This is a genomic window from Emticicia fontis (assembly GCF_054779675.1).
In genome coordinates this window covers 76,798-93,732 of record NZ_BAAGXU010000037.1, presented here as the reverse complement: position 1 = coordinate 93,732, position 16,935 = coordinate 76,798, and the positions used below count along the sequence as shown (strand labels likewise).

The following is a 16,935-nucleotide window of genomic DNA, read 5'->3' as shown; positions in this document are numbered from 1 at the left end:
CATCTATACCCTATTCAGCCTTATATCCTATTTTACCATCCGAAATGAACAGCTTTAGAAAAAACAAAACCTTAATTTTAACTAAAAACACACTAGCTTTTATTGTTTGTTTAAGCATGAGTCTCTTCTATGTAAAGGTATCTTTTGCACAGAATGCAGGAAAACTAAAACTCAAAGGAAAAGTGATTGATGCACAGACAAGCGCGCCGCTGTCTTATGCCAGCGTTCGTCTGTTTAAATTGCCTGATAGCTCATTTGTGACAGGTAATATCACCAATGATACCGGAGATTTTGCTATTGACGCCCCAGCAGGAACATACTACGCTTTGTTGGAATTTATTGGCTATAAAGCTACCAAAACAGCCGTTTTCTCTTTAACACCCGATACTTCGCCGTATGATTTAGGCACGCTGAAAGTGGCTACTTCAAGCAAGACTTTAGATGAAGTAGAAGTAAGGGCCGAAAAAAGCTCGATGGAAATGACTTTGGACAAGCGCGTGTTTAACGTTGGGAAAGACCTGGCAAATGCCGGCGGAACAGCTGTTGACATTTTGACAAATGTACCCTCGGTATCAGTTGATATTGACGGCAACGTGAGTTTAAGAGGAAGCAGCAACGTAAGGATTCTGGTTGATGGGAAACCATCCGGTCTGGTGAGTATCAAAGGGGGTAGTGGTTTGCAGCAATTACAAGGGAGCAGTATTGAAAGAATTGAAATCATTACTAACCCATCGGCACGTTATGAGGCTGAGGGGATGAGTGGTATCATCAATATTATCCTGAAAAAAGAGCGTAAAGAGGGCTTTAATGGTTCTTTTGATGTTATTACGGGTTTGCCAACGAATCTTGGGCTGGCGGCTAATGTGAACTATCGCCGTAAGAATCTGAATTTCTTTGTTAATTATACTGCTTCATATCGGAATACCCCCGGAAGAAACTCGCTGTATCAGGAAGTTTATAAGGGTGATTCTACTATGATTACCCAACAAAACTCAACCAGTAGTCTGAAAGGGCAGAATAATAGCGCCAGAGCTGGGATTGATTATTTCTTCAACGAAAATAATGTATTGACAGGCTCATATCTATGGCGTATTAGCAAAGGCAAGCGTTTTTCTGATATTCGTTACAGAGATTATCTGAATAATCTATCTAACCCAACGGGTATTACTTATCGTACGCAGGATGAGACCGAAACTGAGCCTAATTCTGAATATGCCATTACTTACAAACGTAAGTTTGAGCGCAAAGGGCATGAATTATCGGCAGATGTACGCTATCTGGATAACTGGGAGGATTCGGACCAGTATTATAACCAGAATACCGTGAAGCCGGATGGAAGCGCCACAGATATTCCGGCCACTTTGCAACGCTCGATTAATTATGAAACTGAGAAGCAATTGTTGTTTCAGGTAGATTATACCCAACCATTTGGCAAAGATGGTAAGTTTGAATTGGGTGGCAGAAGTAGTTCGAGAGATATGACTAATGATTTCTCTTTGACACAGAGAGGGCAGGATGGCGTATGGTTTCCGATTGCAGGCTTTACGAATGATTTCTTGTATGAAGAGAATATCAATGCCGCTTATGGGATTGTAGGAAACAAAGTGCGCAAGTTTTCGTATCAGGTTGGGGTGCGTGCGGAATGGACGAATGTAACTACAACCCTGAAGAAAACGAATGAGGTGAACCCTCGTAAATACAATAATCTGTTTCCGAGTGTACACGTGACTTATGAATTTCCGAAACAGAATTCGATGCAAATCAGTTATAGCCGCCGTATTCGTCGCCCGACATATAATGATTTGAGTCCGTTCTCGACATTCAGCGATAGTCGTAATTTCTGGAGTGGGAATCCTGATCTGAATCCTGAGTTTACGGATGTATATGAATTGGGACATATCAAGTATTTTGAGAATGGTTCTATCAGCTCATCACTCTATTATCGATTCACTGATGGAAAAATCGTTCGTATCAGAACTTTGGATGAGGCTGGTAATTCATTTACCCGTCCTGAAAACTTAGCCACTGAAAACTCATTTGGTTATGAGTTTACGACTTCCTTATCACCTTATAAATGGTGGAAAGTAGATGGTAGTTTCAACTTCTTCCGTGCCATTACTAACGGAGCTAATTTTGATGCCAGTCTGAAAAGTGATACGTATAGCTGGTTTACTCGTTTGACCTCACGCTTTACATTCTGGAAAAACACCGATTTCCAGATCAGAGGCAACTATGAAGCACCACAACAAACCCCACAAGGTCGCAGAAAAGCTATTGCGGTAATGGATCTGGCGGTAAGTAAAGATATTCTGAAAAACAATGCTACGCTTACCCTGAATGTGAGCGACGTATTCAATTCAAGAATTTATCGTTCTATCACCGAAGGGCCAAATTTCTTCACAGAAGGCAGAGGCCAAGGTAGGTTACGACAAGTGAATTTAACATTCAACTACCGTCTGCATCAGGCTAAGAAGAAAACGAAAGAACCAAGCGAGGGAGATTTTTGATAAAATAGAAAATAATCTAAATTATCGGTGCCACGCTTAGCTTATGCCAGGCGTGGCATCTTTGTTTAAAATCTAAGACTATTTATATATGGGCAGAAGTTTATCCTTTATCAGATTGGAAAATGAGAAAATTCAAGGGAATTTGAGCCAATTAATTGGTAGCAATCCATTTATCAAAGATAGTTTGATAAGAGCAGTTGAGCATAGTAATCTAGCTGAATCATTTAAAATTGATTTCAATGTATTATTATCTAAAATCAGTACGAATCCTGAATTATTCAATCCTGAAGAAGCTTCTCTCCTTTATTATTGGATTATTAATGGATTCTATTTTAATTACGAATTAGGAGCAACTCTGGAAGGAGATACGCAATTAAGAAATTATGGGTTTGATGAATTTTATTATTTTGGAGGAAGAGCTAATGCTGAAAACACTTTGCAAGAATTATGGAATTTTTTCGATCCCTTTGACCAACGTGTATATATTTCTCCTGATTATATATATATTCTCAGAAAGAGTGTTTCGACTTTGTTTCATATTTATGTACGCTAACAGCTGTTTTTCAGGCTAATAATTATGAAGATACTCAAGCCTGGCAATATCTGGCTCAGCATAAAGAATATATACCGAGGGCTTTGGCAAGATATAATTTTGAGATAGAAAAGCAGAAATACTTCGAGCAATATGAAGATTTATCTGATTTCTACAAAAAAAATGAAGGAATTTTTGAGATAATTGGTTATCATGATGTTTTTGGAGATTATACGCATTTATCATATTCTTTTCTTGCCTTTCTGGAATTGAAAGAAAAGCTTTGCCTGATAAATCCTTCTGCAAGAATATTGCTTATTGACTCTTATTAGTCAAGGCTTAAGCATCTGATTATTTTCAAATTATTAAAAACGTAAACAAAAAAATGACTAAAACACCTACTGAGAACAAAATTACTAAAGACAAAAATGTTCTCTTTGCTTTGACTGAAAGCACAAAAAATCCTAACGAATTTCAGTATCTGACAGAGAATTTCTGTGGGATAGTAGTGAAAGACTTGGCTGAAATCTCCTCTTCTCTGAACGATAAACGAATCTATGTTTGTGGTGATATAGACCAATTGGCAGATGAGACTCATACTTATCATGTAATCATAGAGCTTTCTGAAAATTATGAAGATTCTGATAAGAAAAATATTCAGGTAGTAGCCCTTGGCGAAGTGCCAGTGATTGTGAGTGATGCAGGAGTGTATTTCAGGGAATTATTTCCAGAGGATGATTATTTTCATAAGATTGAGGCTGAGCATTCATTTCAGCAATTAACAGAGTCTAATAAGGGCGGAGTGGCGAATAGAACAGGGATTTATCTGACTGAAGTTGTGAAAGAAGAAACAGCAGATAATACTGAAATATTGCACTATCATTTGTTGAGATGCTCTAGTAATCTGACAGGGCCTACTGATAATTTCCGCGCCACTGACCATCGCATCATCCATACATTAAATGCGGCGGTCAGCCGTGTTTTTGAGCAGGAAACAAAGCTTAATCATGTATTAGCCCAGATTTATGAAAACAAAAAGACGGAAGATGAAAATGTGAGGGAAGTAAAAGCACGCATCAAGGCACATTCTGATAAAACGAAGGATATGCCTAAAGAAGGGCTTATTGCTTTTTGTACTTTCTATGATAAATCAAGTTTTGAGCACCTGAAGCCCTCAGAAACTGATATTTATGATTGGGGTTATAAGAAAAACAGTGGGTTTACGAAACTTCATTTCAGGCTAAAAAGCACTGTTGAGGATAATACGCTGGCTAAAGAGTTTAGCGTTACTTTGTATCCAAATTCCGCATTTGTGATTCCGCTTTCAACAAATAGATTGTATACGCACGAAATCAGACCTTCTGCCCTGAATATTGATATGATTCCGGTGAGATTGGGTTATGTGGCTCGTTGTTCGAATGTAGAAGCTATACATATGAATAATCAGGCTTATATCAAAGAAAATGGCGAATTGGTAAGGCTGGAACCGATGATTTCGGGTGATATGGAAAGTCTGAAAAGTTCGTATTATGAAGAGAATAAAACAGAGAAAATAGTGGAGTATGGCAAGGTGCATTTCAGCATGAATTCTGGCGATTATGAAAGACCAATCTATTAAATCATACAAGCAAGAATCATGAATAAAGCCGGATTTTATAAAATTACACTGCCTCTGGAAAGCAACTTATTTGATGAGTTATCTCACTCAGTTGATTTTGAGGATGTTGCTAAGGGGAGAATCGGGAATCATCTGGTAGATGCAGGTGAGAATGGAGTGCCCATTGTGAGAACTACTACGAAATATACTATTCCGGCGCATAAGTTTTCTTCTATTCATCATGGGCTGGTAGATTGTATCAATCATACTATTCAAAAGGATAAGCTAGGTGATTTGCCACCTATCCTATTCAATAATGCATTGATTGAAATATACGACCGCAATTATCATAAAATGGGTTATCATTCAGATCAATGTCTTGATTTGAATGGTGACTCTTATATCGGGCTTTTTTCTTGTTACGAAAAACCGGATGAATTAACGGAACCATTTACCCGAAAGCTTAAAGTAAAAGATAAAGTAACGAATGAAGAATTGGAAATTTCGCTAACACATCATTCGGTAGTCTTATTCTCCTTAGCGACCAATGAGAAGTTCCAGCATAAGATTGTATTGGAGTCGGCGGCGAACCTGAAACCATTGGAATATGACAATAAATGGCTGGGGATTACCTTCCGGCAATCGAAAACGTTTATTCAGTTTAAGGATGGCTTGCCTTATTTTTCAGATGGACAGTTATTGACCTTGGCGGACGAAGACCAACAATCTGCGTTCTTTAAAATCAGAGGACAAGAGAATAATAATACCGATTTCAGGTATTCTGAAATAAAGTATACGCTGAGTGTGGCGGATAGGATGATGCCGAAAGGTTAACTTATCGTGGGATGGTTGGGCACGTAGGAGATTAATTTGCTCTCATTATGTAGAAACCTAATTTTCCTCCCCTTAACCGTGACACGCTCTTTCTCGGACGAGTATAAGCGTGCCACAGTAGACCTTAAACAGGAAAATATAAACTAAAAGTGGCTCCTTGATTTTTGGCGCCTTCGGCGAAAATATGGCCAGTGTGCAATTGCATGATTTTCTTGCATAAGGCCAGCCCGATGCCTGTTCCCTGATATTTATCTGCGGTATGCAGGCGGGTAAATATCTTGAATATTCTTTCGCTGAATTCGTTTTCAAATCCTATTCCATTATCGGCAACTGTAATTCTGGTATAGAGCCTGGTATCATGCGGATCAGGAGAGGCAACTGGCGCTTCTGATTGGTTTATATGAATAATGGCAGGTACTCCTTCTTTGCTGAATTTTAAGGCATTCCCTATCAGATTGCTGAAAAGCTGATTGATAATCACCGGTATACCTGTTATGGTAGTGAGTCCTTGTGTATGAATAGTCGCTTTTTTCTCTTCTATTTCTTCGTGCAGTTCGGTTTCTACCTTAGAAATCAACTCCTGTACGTCTATGGTTTCAAATGATTGCTCTGAATGTCTGATTTTAGAATAATTGGTTATATCCGAAATCAATCTTTGCATTTTATTGGCCGAAGCATTCATTTTCTGCAAAGTATTGGTTACATCTGGCGATATATTCTTATCTAGATCCATCAATCTTGACGAAAACAACTGAATTTTTCGCAGGGGCTCTTTCAAGTCGTGCGTGCTTATCCAGCTGATGTTTTCCAGTTCAAGATTTGATTCTTTTAATTGTTTCGTTAGCTCTCTTTGTCTGGCTTCTTCTTCGCTTAGTAATATCAGGGTAATAAATTTCTGTAAGGAATAAGAGAAAGTCGAGGCAGCGGTTTGTTCTGTTTTTGTCCATTCATGCGAACGGCATTTCACAATCTGCTGGTATAACTGAAACGATTTTCTTGGTGATAAGCCATTGGCATCTTTCACAATAGCTTTTTCAGGGTCGCCACTCCAGTTGATTTCTTCCAGGCTTTCAGGGCGGAACCAGATGATGGTTTCATCGTGTACTACGCCAAGCTGATAATAGAGAATGCCAGAGGCTGTCCCGCACCATTCGCTGGCTTCGGGCATTTTTTCCGGTAAGCCATCTGTACTATAAATGCCTTTGGAAGCCTTTTTTCTGGCCCACTTCGAAATCTTTAAAATACTGTCATCGTCCGGCGTTTTACCTGCTTTGTATACTACATCGTTTAGTATGACAGCCACGCCGCCAGCATTGGCTATTTCGAGTATCTGAGGCTGTTGTACCAGATTTTGTAAAGAATCACGCACAGGCTCAAACGTCTGGTTGAGCAAGGTTTCCAACGATTTGTTGATGTTGGCTGCTACTGTATACTCTTCGGCCATTTCTCTTACCTGAATCTGTGAAGTAAGGAAATGCCCCTGCAATTGCGCTGCAATGCGGGTATAATGGTCGATATATTTATAAGAATAATGATGGCAGGCTATGAGCCCCCATAATTTACCCTCATGAATCAATGAAATAGTCAGGGTAGCCCCTACTCCCATATTTCTAAGGTATTCAACATGAATCGGAGAAACACTTCTTAAGGTTGAATAGCTTAGATCCAGACTTTCGTTGGTAGCATTTTCTTTTGTAAAAATCGGGACAGGCGTGTAGTTAATATCAACTATCAGCCTTAGTAGGTTTTTGATATAGAGTTGCCTTGCCTGTAGTGGAATATCGGTATGTGGGTAATGTAGCTCAAGAAAAGGCTCTTGTTCCTCAACTTTACTTTCGGCAAATACTTCTCCATTATATTCTTTATCAAAACGATAGACCATTACGCGGTCATAGCCCGTCAATGCCCGGATTTCGGTGACTACGCTATGGCATAGTTGCTGCAAAGTCATGGCCTGACCCATGTATTTGGCAAAATTGATGGCCTGATCGTAGACAGTTGAAACTCGTGGAATGAATTCTGAGACAGGCTCAAATTCGCAAATCAATAGATCATTGCTTTTGTGAATGATACATTGAAACTGAACGCCTTCTATATTGACAATATGCGGCGTGGTGATTCTATCTTGCAAATGGCTGAGATAGTGTTGAAGCTCCGGCAACTGGTCGGTTCCTATCAGGGCTTCAATAGGCTTTTGCAGTATTTCTTCTACCGATAAAGTCGAAAAATTATTGACATTGGCACTGGTATATCTGATGATAAAATCTGCATCAATTGCTATTAAAAACCCATGTGGCTGGATACTACCCGGCACATGAATCGGCTCTTGCTCACAATTGGTGAGGTTGACAATCTCTCGGTTTACTATATCCTTCAGTTTCATTATCTACTGCTCAAAATAATGTTTTATCGCTATAAAAGTATCTTTGGCTCCTGCAATGATTTCTTCGTCAGAGTCATGATTTGCCGAATATTCCTGCAAGGTATGCAAAAAGGTTTTCCAATAATGTCCGGTTTCGTCGCCATAGCCTCCAAAATACGAACCTCCCTGCTTAGGTATAAAACCTAAAGTTTTAGCGATATGTTTTAGAATAACTTTACCGCCTAAAGTAGAGCCCTCCATGACATACATACAGCCTAAAGCATAGCCTGTTGAGGGCCTTGGCGAAGCTGGAGTTTCAAAATTATCAGACGCTGAAATAGAAGAGAGATAGGTTAAGTCTTCATCAATCAGTGCTAATTTTTCTCTTTTGGCTAAATCTGGCAAGGTATCAGCTAATGCCTGAAAAACTTTAGTTTCGTAGAAAGCCACTATGTCGCGCATTTTCTGGAGGTAAGCCACATAGTTCTGTCTGGTTACGTGTTCGTCCAATAGGTCAACCGAAATTGATGTTTGTTCTATTGCTGTGTGAAGTGTGCTTGTGTGGGTTCGCAGCTGAATGAGAATGTTTTCTTTCTGGCTCATAGCATATTTTTTACTAAGGGACTTAAAGAGTTTTGTTCAAGCAATGACAAATTCTTTAAAAGGTTGTGTTTTTAGATAATCTGGCCAATTGATACTTAATAATTCGGCTAAGATTTTTTTAAGTTTTGCATACGAATTGGGTTTACAAATATATAAATCGGCTCCTGATTCTTTTGCTTTGGCAATAGCATCGGCATCATTGGAGGTTGAGATAACGATTACGGGCAAGTTTTTATTGATTGAATCTTGCCTGATTTCTGATAAAACCTGAAAACCATCGGTAATTGGCATATTGATATCTAGAAACAAAATATCGGGTTTATAGTCTATTTCTTTTAAACGAATCAATAATTCATTGCCATCACTTTGAAACTCGATAGAGGAATCGGGGTGAATTTCGTTGATGATTTCTCTGAAGATTTCTTTATCATCTATATCATCATCTGTATAGAAGATATTATAGCTCTTAGTTTTCATGCGTTTATTAGTAAGAGGGCGGCTATTTGCACGGGGCTACTTATAAGCGTTCAATCAATGAATTCATTAATCATTCAAGATTGTTTAATTTATCATTTATCAAAATTGAATAAAATTCAACAAAAAACATAATTTTTCAGTCAATTAAACACAAAAAGAGAGGCTAAACCTCAAAAAATGTAGACAGATGTTGAAAATCTTACCGGCAAAGCGTTTGATAAAATATTAAGTCATTTTACAATTGAAGCAAAGCCAATTCTAATTAAAAATAAATAGTTTATACCTATCTGAGTAAATGTAAAAAAATCATCATTTTGAGGAAAAACGCGTACAAAAACAAACAGTTATCTTTAATTTATGCGAAGCCGACGCGTGGCACAGAGTTTTTAACTATTATATCGTCAGAACAAATGAAAATGAGTAATGGCAACGCTAAAAATACACACAACTGAAGAAATAAAACCGGATTTATATCCGGGAATTAAAAACAGAATTATGGATTCAAAAAATCCAGAATAACGGAAGTGAAGAATCTGATTCTAAACTTCCAGATTCCGGTCATGCCAAACAGAAAAACCTTAATGGTTAAAATTCAAACAGTAAGCATCCGGAATTGTACATAAATGTGATGAAATGCAGTTCTTACGACAATTGGGTCACCTATTGGACTCTCTCTGGTAATTGTGCATTTTATCACATTTGTTTTTTATTATTTTTGCTAAGTTTACTCACAATCCTGTCACTACTGCTCTACCTTATTTGCTTATATATCAATCATTTATCTTAACCAATCACTTCAATACTCTATTTTCAGAAAGGGTAACCTTAAGTTTTTATACAACTATTTTTACCAAATATTGTTAGCTTAATAACACTAATCCGTAAGCAAAAGCAAGAGGTGCCGAAACCTAATAATATTCAAATCTGATTGGATTTATCGGCATTTATCATTTAGTTTAGCCTGTCAATACTATTTTAGCCATTTTATAAGTATTAATTGCCCTGCATTATGTTTCAATTATTGCCTAATGATACTGACTCTGAAATAATTGAGGGGATTTTAAAAGGAGGAAGAGAAAGACGGAAATACGAAAACAAACTCTACGAAAAGTATCAGTATTTTATTGACGAGGGTATCAAAAAACACCTAATCGAAGAACACGAATCTGCTTCTGTCTATTCAGACACTGTATTAACTGTGATTGAACACATTGTAAATCATCGTTTTGAAGCTAGATCTGCACTAAAAACCTATATTTTCCAAATTTTTTCCAATCAATGTGTTTCCCTTATCAGAAAAAAAGCGACCAATAAGGCAGCCCCGTCTTATGATACAGTTTTACTTTCTGAAATCATGACAGTGATGAGCGATAGTACTCAGAGTATTATCCAGCAAATCATTGAACAGGAGGAAGAGACAAGGCTATTACAAAGGCTGGATAAAATAGGGGATAAATGTAAAGAACTGCTATTACTGTGGGCTGATGGCCACTCAGATAAAGAAATTCTTGAAATGTTACCTTACAATTCGGTTGATGTAGTGAAAGTCAGCCGCATGAGATGCATCGATAAACTTAGAAAAATTTATTAGTCATGGAAGATGAATTAGCTTTGATCGAAAGCTTTTTTAATGACGAACTTTCTGCGCAAGCACGTCAGGAGTTCGAAAAGAGGTGTTCGACTGACCCTGCTTTTGCTGAAACTGTTGCTGCGTATGTTAAAGCCAAGTATGCCTCAAAAAAACTACATTGGCAGGAGCGCAAGGCAGACTTTGAGGAACTACGTAAAAAACCTAAACCTTCAATGGTAGTAAAACCAGTGTTCAGATACTGGATTGCTGCCGTAGCAGCCGTTTGTATCGCTATCCTGAGCTGGTTGTATCTGAGAGAACCTGACCTGACAAAACTGGCCAATGCATATGTTGACGAAAACTTTCAGGTTTTAGGCACAACAATGTCGGCAGATAAAAATACATTTAAACAAGCCATTGCCCTTTTTAACAAAGGTGAGTTGGCAGAAGCGGCAAAGATGTTTGATAGTCTGGCCGAATATAATAACCCCGAAGCCCTCAAATATGCGGGTATCTCCTATCTGCGCCTGGGAAACTATACATTAGCGCTCGAGCACTTTGAAACGCTGCAAAAACAAAATCTACAGTCCAATCCCGGCACTTTTTATAAAGCGCTTACACTTCTTCAACGTAATCAGAACAACGATCTTACCGAAGCCAAAAAACTCCTCGAAAAAGTAAAGAATGAAAAATCAGAAGGCTGGCAGGAAATAGAAAAATGGGGCTTATAAAAAAAATCAGAAAACTTGTTTACCTACGATCTCTAATTGCGACTAATGTATTACAATAGGAAAATAAGTTTTCTGATGAAGCCTTAAATGACTATTTGCTAAATTGACTAAAAGCTAACTAGCTAGTGAGGGAAATCTTTAAATGAATTGCTGAATTATTAGAATAGACTTTCTGGGTTGTGTGAACGACTCTTTAACAGTTTTTGCCAAAATTTTGTAGCCGTACAAAATTATGTGCCAATAATCTGAACGATACTTTTAGCCGAATGTATCGGAAAGATTATTGTTTACACAAAAAAACAACAATAAAATCTGTGATTAAACAAAAAAAAGAATGTTAAGGATAAGATTATCTGTAACGCTCTTTCAAAAGTATCAAACTTGCGAGTTGACTGAAAAAGAAGCTGTTTACATTTTAGAATCGCTCAGGAAATCACCTGACACTAAGGTACAAAGGCCTTTCGTATGTATAACAGGGTATTATGGTATGGCTATTCATATTCTGGAGGGAAGCTTCGAAAACTTCCCCCATTATATGACCCTCAATCAAGGGGTTGCTTATCATGGCCATAATAAAAACATCCACTGGCCTATTCTGAATAAAAGATTGGAAATGGAGCAAATAGAACTCTTTACCAATCGGTTTTTAAATGCAGAAGATAAAACGCCCCCTGAAAAGCGCTTTTATCAGCCTGTAACTATTGACACACAAAACTTAATCTATCCTTATGCTACCAGTGCACCTTATTCAGAACCGACGGGCAGTCTGATGCCATCTCCTGTTTATGAACCTCAGATATGGAACAATGATTTAGCAATATTAACCAATAATAACTGCTATACTTATGCCCTCAATATAAAAGGGGCCAGAATATCTTGCGGGAAAGACCCAAATCAAAGCTCTTTTGGAAATATTATTAAAAACTGTCTGGCAGATGAATTACATATAATACCTACCGTAAGTGAAGAGGACGATAAACATTTAATTGCACTGTTTGCTTCTGAGCCATTTTCTGAAACCAATAAAACGAGAAACGACTACCATTTTTTCAGGCGCGATGCCAATGGTGGATGGTCGCATAAAAATGGGCTTAGCACCGTATCGAACAGAGACTTTTCGGGTCATATCATTCAGGATTTGATGGCTTGCGACCGAGGGCGGTATCAATATTTTTATTGTTTTTTTCGGGTAACCACCGGGGCTGTAGAAAAAGTAAGTCAAAGGATTCAATAAAATGATGTGTCTTAAATAAATCCCTTATGTGTTCGCATCTGTTAAGAAATCTGGTTTTTATCAGATTAGCTACTGCTTTGTCTTTTTGATGATGATTACAGACCAAATTCTATAAGGTGAGCCAAAACTCACACAATGCTGTGTACTAAAAATCTTCATTTTTATAAATGCAGATCTGAAATCTGATAATGCTGGTATATCAGATCATACTATCGCTTTGCCCTTTGTCAGAGCTGCTGTGCCTAGTTTAATCAATTATCAACCACAAATCCACAATTTATTATGTAAAAAAATCAAAATTCCCAACAAAGCTGTGTACTAGAAATCTCTTTTTATGTACAACACCAACTAAAATCTGTTAGCTGATTCAAGATCAGTGAACGCTACTACTTTGCCCTTTCGCAGGGGTTTTGCGAAAAATCCAATCAATTTTTTAAACATCAAGAACAAATTTCAAAAGAAAATGGAAGAAATCTGGAGTGCCGATTTTACTGAGTGGGTAGTTGAAGACCAACAGCCTTTTAAAGATACTGTCTCATTGGAAGACGGTACAATCAAAATTTCTGATCAGGGAAATCCAATGATGAGTTATGCGCTTACTTCGCCGCTTATTAATGCCCTGGAAGACCTGAATTATACAGATGATTTTACTGATATTGCTATTGTGGCCAACGTAAAATTGTTTATCAATCAGAGCGATAATGCTTTTGTTTCTATTCATAACGGGAATAACGACTTCTGGCTGAGTTATCAGTTGTTTGGCGACCCTGAGTCTGTAAGCAGTACACCTAATAGTAGCAATATTTACGATATTAAAGTACCTGTTCTTACATTTGATAGCAATGAAAGCGGAGATGTTCAGATTGTACTTAAACCACAGGCGAATAGCGACTACGATGTATTAGGCGCTGTTACGCAATTGAAACTGAGATTGGTGATAGACCAAACGATGTCTCCACCACAAAAATCTTATTTCGAGGTGAGGAGTCTGAAAATCATGGGTCAACCCGTTTCTGTTTTAGAGGCATTAGAAGGTAACCCTGATCCGGGTACAAGTGGTCCGAAAGTACCACCGCCACCAAGAATCAAATAAGAATTCTATTGGCAATTTTAAAAAAATAGAATAAATTGATGGGTGCTTAACTATGTTGGGCACCCATTTTTAGCACACGTTTACTATGAATAAAAACTTTACACGATTTGTTTTTTTTATCGTTTTTAGCCTATCAGGCAAATTACTGGCTCAATGTCCAACTGATAACAGTATCAGCAAATCAATAAAAGAATATGCTACCCTCCCACTCGATCAGAACATTGCTCAACTAGAGCGTTTATATAAAACTTCACAAAGCTGTAAAAATATTCAGGACTCAACAAAAGGCATTATTTGTAGTAGCCTTGCTTACTATTATTTTGAAAAAAAAGAGGCTGACAAATCTCTGTCGAATATCAGATTATGCTTTCAGCACTGGGAAATTTACGCCAAAAAGAAGCCAGTAGGGCTTGCCGATGCTGCCTACGGTGCAGGAGCTTATCATCACTTATTTTTAAGGTATCGGGAAGCGATTAAATATTACAAGCTGGCAATTCAGTATTCAAATAGTCCTTATTGGAAAGGCTATTGCTTAAAATTAATTTCAGATCTGGAGTTAGAATTAGGTGATTATGAGGGAATGCTGAATACCTTAGATAAAGCAGAGCGCTTTGCAGAAAATACTAACCAAAGCGAGTTATTGCTATTGATGAGTCATATTTATAATAGTAAGGGTATCGCCTTTAGTAGATTAGAAGATGAAGAAAAGGCGATTAAAAATCTGCAGTCAGCCCAAAATTTCTATCAGAAATCTTTCAATATATCAAAAAAGGATGATGGGGAGTTAAAAGGGAATATTTATGCCAATATGGGTATCAGTTATTACAACAAGAAAAACTTTAATGCCTCAGAAAGCCATTTTAAAAAAGCAGAGCAGATTTTTATTCAGCATAAAACTACTTATTTAATACCCATGCGCATTCAGAATAACCTGGGTCTTTTATATACAGCTTTTCATCAATATAAACAGGCAGACTTGTTTTTCAATAAAGCTATTGACGTGTTGGAAGGTAAAAAGAGTGTAGAATTAAGCAGGGTTTATCTGAACTATGCCACTAATCTGAGAGAAGAGAACAGGATTGATTCTTCTACCAAAGCTCTGGAAAAAGCTATTGCATCATTTCCGCTATTGGATATTAAAAAACAGAATTTCAGTATTATCAGAAGTAAAAGAACACTTTTTTATATCCTGAGAGATTATGCCAAAAATCTGTTGACTATGTACCAGAGAAATAAAAAGCCGGAAATACTCACCCAGTCTATGCAATACTTCTCGTATGCTGACCTTTTACTTAATCTGATGAGGCAGGAGCATCAGGGGCAACAGTCTAAGAGTTTCTGGCGAGAGCATTCCCATAGTTTGTATGAATCGGCCATTGAGGCTTGCAGACTAGCCAACGACCCTGCTAAAGCCTTTTATTTCCTTGAAAAATCAAGAGCGATTCTATTATTGGATGATTTAAAAGAAAACAGTGCCCGCCAACTGTTGACTGCACAGGATTTAGCCAAAGAAAAGACTTATCAGGAGCAGATTTTTGAATTGCAATCACAACTTGAAAACAAGGCTGAAAATACTGTGGCTTATAAAGAAATCATCCGGAAACTAACCGTAGTAAAAGATCAGTTTGCTGAATTTAAAAAAGACTTGGAAAAGCGGTTTCCAGCTTATTATGCGGCCAAATATAATGAAGATTTTAAGGATTTAGGCACTTTTCAGCAATGGCTGAAAGCCAGTCAGCAAAAGGCATTTATCAGCTATTTTGTGGGTGATAGTGCCACTTATGCCATGAAAATAGGTCATGATGGAACGAAATTGATTAAAATTGCCCGAGACCAGCAAGATCTTAGCAGTAGGTTTTTGAGTTTTTGCAGTAATGCCGATTCACTCAACAAAAACTTTCCGGCTTTTCTGGCAATGTCCAATCAATTATATACGCGGTTGGTTAAACCACTTGAAGTTGCGGAGGGTAGAGTGATTATTTCTTATGACGACCAGTTTCTGCCATTTGAGGCGTTCAGCCTTACAGCTAAAAAGGATGATTTTCTGGTAGAGCATCTGGCTATCAGCTATGCTTATTCAGCTAATTTTTTATTAAAAAGTATTGAAAACAAAAATAAGCAAGGTTCGTGGTTGCGAGGTGTTTCATTTCTTGGAGTAGCACCTGTTAATTTTGCTCAATCACTTGCACTTGATAATCTACCACTATCTGCCAAATCAATAGAAAAAATTGAGGCAACCTTTGGTGGCGAGACTCTCTTGGAAAAAGAGGCGAGTAAGCAGGCATTTATGAGTCAGTTTTCAGACTATCGTCTGGTGCAATTATACACACATGCCGATACCACACAAAAAGGCCCTGTATTTTACTTGCAGGATGCTCCGGTCTATGTTGCAGAAATCGGCAGAACGCCTAATATCCGCACTGAAATGATTGCCTTATCGGCCTGTAAAACGGGTTCGGGCAAAAATGTGAAGGGTGAAGGTATATTTAGTTTATCAAGAGGGTTTTCGGCTTTGGGGATCGCCTCACTTATCACGACCCTATGGGATGTGAATGAGGAAGCCACTTATGGGGTAACTGAGCTTTTCTACGAAAACCTGAAAGCAGGTCTGCCTAAAGACGAAGCCTTACAAAAAGCCAAACAGACCTTTATCCACAAAAGCAACCGTAATCTATTGCCTGCGCTATGGGCTTCTTCTATTCTGATTGGCGACACCTCTCCTATTGAACAATCTAATGGCTGGGTGATAATTTTAGCTGGAAGTATGTTTTTCGGGCTTGCTGGGCTAATATTTTTCAGAAAAATAAGAAGAAAACGCTAATCGCTCAATCACACATTTACTCAATCACTCAATGAGAAGACACAACAATAGTTAGTAAAAATCAAACAATTTTGTTTACGAAAATACGGGCTTTGGCGACTAATGTTTATTGCTAAACAATAACCCTTACGCCCAATGACATCTTTTGACTGCACTGAAAACATGGAAATAGTATATCTGGAAGCAGATATTAACTATACTATTTTCCATTACTACAATGGTAAAAAAACTATATCACCCACTACTCTTAAACAAAATGCGGGTAAAGAAAATTTACGGCATTTTTTACGGGTACACCGTTCTTTTTTGTTAAATCCTGAGTATATCACGGGCTTACGCAGAGAGGGAAAAAAGGTAAGTATTCAAATGATAAATGGAAAAGAATTATCTGTTTCGCGGAGGAAGAAGCCTGTAATCAGACATCTGAAAAAACAGAAATTCTCAATTGCCTGAGTTTTAAAAGCCATTAATCTACGATTGATGGCTTTTTTAATACCCCTGTCTTACTTATATTTATTGTGTCATATACTCATTTCTTAATAAAAACATAATAGCATTTTTCCGTGATTTCTGG

The 16,935-nt window shown here is 37.7% G+C and carries 14 protein-coding genes; 11 read left to right on the top strand and 3 right to left on the bottom strand.

Translation table 11 applies throughout. The features are described 5' to 3' along the window. The first annotated feature begins 116 nt into the window (after positions 1 to 116). The 5 genes from ACYVFA_RS16215 to ACYVFA_RS16195 all read left to right on the top strand — a co-directional run bounded on the left by ACYVFA_RS16215 (position 117) and on the right by ACYVFA_RS16195 (position 5,470). Positions 117 to 2,507 (top strand): TonB-dependent receptor, encoded by a 2,391-nt coding sequence (locus tag ACYVFA_RS16215; protein ID WP_460472892.1) that lies wholly within the window; start codon positions 117 to 119, stop codon positions 2,505 to 2,507. Positions 2,508 to 2,595: 88 nt separating this feature from the next. Further along, positions 2,596 to 3,060, top strand: coding sequence for a hypothetical protein (locus ACYVFA_RS16210; protein WP_460472891.1), 465 nt, complete (start codon positions 2,596 to 2,598; stop codon positions 3,058 to 3,060). Positions 3,061 to 3,143: 83 nt separating this feature from the next. After that, complete coding sequence (locus tag ACYVFA_RS16205; RefSeq protein ID WP_460472890.1) at positions 3,144 to 3,371, top strand: hypothetical protein; 228 nt, start codon at positions 3,144 to 3,146, stop codon at positions 3,369 to 3,371. A gap of 53 nt (positions 3,372 to 3,424) precedes the next feature. Further along, a complete protein-coding gene (locus tag ACYVFA_RS16200; RefSeq protein WP_460472889.1) occupies positions 3,425 to 4,657 on the top strand; it encodes a hypothetical protein in 1,233 nt (410 codons plus the stop codon). Positions 4,658 to 4,675: 18 nt separating this feature from the next. Continuing rightward, positions 4,676 to 5,470: a hypothetical protein gene (locus ACYVFA_RS16195; protein WP_460472888.1), complete on the top strand. Its 795-nt coding sequence runs from the start codon at positions 4,676 to 4,678 to the stop codon at positions 5,468 to 5,470. Between the two features lie 124 nt (positions 5,471 to 5,594). Here the strand turns inward: ACYVFA_RS16195 and ACYVFA_RS16190 are convergent, their stop codons facing one another. From ACYVFA_RS16190 to ACYVFA_RS16180, 3 genes are read right to left on the bottom strand one after another with little or no spacing between them, the layout of a single operon-like run. After that, positions 5,595 to 7,853: an ATP-binding protein gene (locus ACYVFA_RS16190; protein ID WP_460472887.1), complete on the bottom strand. Its 2,259-nt coding sequence runs from the start codon at positions 7,851 to 7,853 to the stop codon at positions 5,595 to 5,597. Positions 7,854 to 7,856: 3 nt separating this feature from the next. Then, positions 7,857 to 8,435 (bottom strand): biliverdin-producing heme oxygenase, encoded by a 579-nt coding sequence (locus ACYVFA_RS16185; RefSeq protein WP_460472886.1) that lies wholly within the window; start codon positions 8,433 to 8,435, stop codon positions 7,857 to 7,859. Positions 8,436 to 8,471: 36 nt separating this feature from the next. Further along, complete coding sequence (locus ACYVFA_RS16180) at positions 8,472 to 8,912, bottom strand: response regulator (protein WP_460472885.1); 441 nt, start codon at positions 8,910 to 8,912, stop codon at positions 8,472 to 8,474. Positions 8,913 to 9,921: 1,009 nt separating this feature from the next. Between ACYVFA_RS16180 and ACYVFA_RS16175 the strand changes: the two genes are divergently transcribed. The 6 genes from ACYVFA_RS16175 to ACYVFA_RS16150 all read left to right on the top strand — a co-directional run bounded on the left by ACYVFA_RS16175 (position 9,922) and on the right by ACYVFA_RS16150 (position 16,814). Then, a complete protein-coding gene (locus tag ACYVFA_RS16175) occupies positions 9,922 to 10,503 on the top strand; it encodes an RNA polymerase sigma factor (RefSeq protein WP_460472884.1) in 582 nt (193 codons plus the stop codon). A 2-nt stretch (positions 10,504 to 10,505) separates the two neighbouring features. Further along, a complete protein-coding gene (locus ACYVFA_RS16170) occupies positions 10,506 to 11,213 on the top strand; it encodes a tetratricopeptide repeat protein (RefSeq protein ID WP_460472883.1) in 708 nt (235 codons plus the stop codon). Between the two features lie 334 nt (positions 11,214 to 11,547). After that, positions 11,548 to 12,447 carry a hypothetical protein gene (locus ACYVFA_RS16165; protein WP_460472882.1) on the top strand — a complete coding sequence of 300 codons (900 nt, stop codon included), beginning with the start codon at positions 11,548 to 11,550 and terminating at the stop codon, positions 12,445 to 12,447. A gap of 463 nt (positions 12,448 to 12,910) precedes the next feature. After that, positions 12,911 to 13,540, top strand: coding sequence for a hypothetical protein (locus tag ACYVFA_RS16160; protein ID WP_460472881.1), 630 nt, complete (start codon positions 12,911 to 12,913; stop codon positions 13,538 to 13,540). Positions 13,541 to 13,625: 85 nt separating this feature from the next. Next, positions 13,626 to 16,361: a CHAT domain-containing protein gene (locus tag ACYVFA_RS16155; protein ID WP_460472880.1), complete on the top strand. Its 2,736-nt coding sequence runs from the start codon at positions 13,626 to 13,628 to the stop codon at positions 16,359 to 16,361. A 135-nt stretch (positions 16,362 to 16,496) separates the two neighbouring features. Further along, positions 16,497 to 16,814: a LytR/AlgR family response regulator transcription factor gene (locus tag ACYVFA_RS16150; RefSeq protein WP_460472879.1), complete on the top strand. Its 318-nt coding sequence runs from the start codon at positions 16,497 to 16,499 to the stop codon at positions 16,812 to 16,814. Positions 16,815 to 16,935 lie beyond the last annotated feature (121 nt).

What these genes read in the sequence shown, in the direction of transcription:
- ACYVFA_RS16160 (WP_460472881.1), top strand. Translation starts at nt 12,911, where the DNA reads ATGGAAGAAATCTGGAGTGCCGATTTTACTGAGTGGGTAGTTGAAGAC.
- ACYVFA_RS16195 (WP_460472888.1), top strand. Translation starts at nt 4,676, where the DNA reads ATGAATAAAGCCGGATTTTATAAAATTACACTGCCTCTGGAAAGCAAC.
- ACYVFA_RS16190 (WP_460472887.1), bottom strand. Translation starts at nt 7,853, where the DNA reads ATGAAACTGAAGGATATAGTAAACCGAGAGATTGTCAACCTCACCAAT.
- ACYVFA_RS16215 (WP_460472892.1), top strand. Translation starts at nt 117, where the DNA reads ATGAGTCTCTTCTATGTAAAGGTATCTTTTGCACAGAATGCAGGAAAA.
- ACYVFA_RS16165 (WP_460472882.1), top strand. Translation starts at nt 11,548, where the DNA reads ATGTTAAGGATAAGATTATCTGTAACGCTCTTTCAAAAGTATCAAACT.
- ACYVFA_RS16180 (WP_460472885.1), bottom strand. Translation starts at nt 8,912, where the DNA reads ATGAAAACTAAGAGCTATAATATCTTCTATACAGATGATGATATAGAT.
- ACYVFA_RS16185 (WP_460472886.1), bottom strand. Translation starts at nt 8,435, where the DNA reads ATGAGCCAGAAAGAAAACATTCTCATTCAGCTGCGAACCCACACAAGC.
- ACYVFA_RS16210 (WP_460472891.1), top strand. Translation starts at nt 2,596, where the DNA reads ATGGGCAGAAGTTTATCCTTTATCAGATTGGAAAATGAGAAAATTCAA.
- ACYVFA_RS16175 (WP_460472884.1), top strand. Translation starts at nt 9,922, where the DNA reads ATGTTTCAATTATTGCCTAATGATACTGACTCTGAAATAATTGAGGGG.
- ACYVFA_RS16200 (WP_460472889.1), top strand. Translation starts at nt 3,425, where the DNA reads ATGACTAAAACACCTACTGAGAACAAAATTACTAAAGACAAAAATGTT.
- ACYVFA_RS16155 (WP_460472880.1), top strand. Translation starts at nt 13,626, where the DNA reads ATGAATAAAAACTTTACACGATTTGTTTTTTTTATCGTTTTTAGCCTA.
- ACYVFA_RS16170 (WP_460472883.1), top strand. Translation starts at nt 10,506, where the DNA reads ATGGAAGATGAATTAGCTTTGATCGAAAGCTTTTTTAATGACGAACTT.
- ACYVFA_RS16150 (WP_460472879.1), top strand. Translation starts at nt 16,497, where the DNA reads ATGACATCTTTTGACTGCACTGAAAACATGGAAATAGTATATCTGGAA.